The 456-nt window shown below is 64.3% G+C and carries 1 protein-coding gene; it reads right to left on the bottom strand.

The genetic code is table 11. The features are described from left to right. Positions 1 to 36: 36 nt before the first annotated feature. A partial coding sequence (gene ribH / locus ACU8YC_RS27290; protein WP_446896300.1) for a 6,7-dimethyl-8-ribityllumazine synthase occupies positions 37 to 456 on the bottom strand: 420 nt, incomplete at its 5' end.

The raw sequence follows: 456 nt of genomic DNA, 5'->3' as shown, positions 1-456 counted from the left end.
GCTGCGGTGCGTCCTGGCTATCGTCGTGATTCAGGCTCACTTCGCCTCCAGCTGCGACAGCAGGCTCACCATTTCCAATGCGGAGAGTGCGGCTTCGGCGCCCTTGTTACCGGCCTTGGTGCCGGAGCGCTCGATGGCCTGTTCGATGGAATCGACGGTCAGCACGCCAAAGGCGACCGGTACGCCGAACTCCATGGAGACCTGGGCCAGGCCCTTGGTGCACTCACCGGCAACGTATTCGAAATGCGGCGTACCGCCACGAATGACCGCGCCGAGGGCGACGATGGCGTCGTATTCACCCTGCTGGGCGACCTTCTGCGCAACCAGCGGAATCTCGAAGGCACCCGGTGCGCGGATGATGGTGATGTCGTTCTCGCTGACGCCGTGGCGAACCAGCGCATCGACCGCGCCGCTGACCAGGCTCTCGACGACGAAGCTGTTGAAGCGGCCTACGAC

The organism is Citrobacter sp. VF227 (assembly GCF_052950715.1).
Note: the sequence above shows the minus strand (reverse complement) of the source record. Positions and strands in the feature narration are given on the sequence as shown.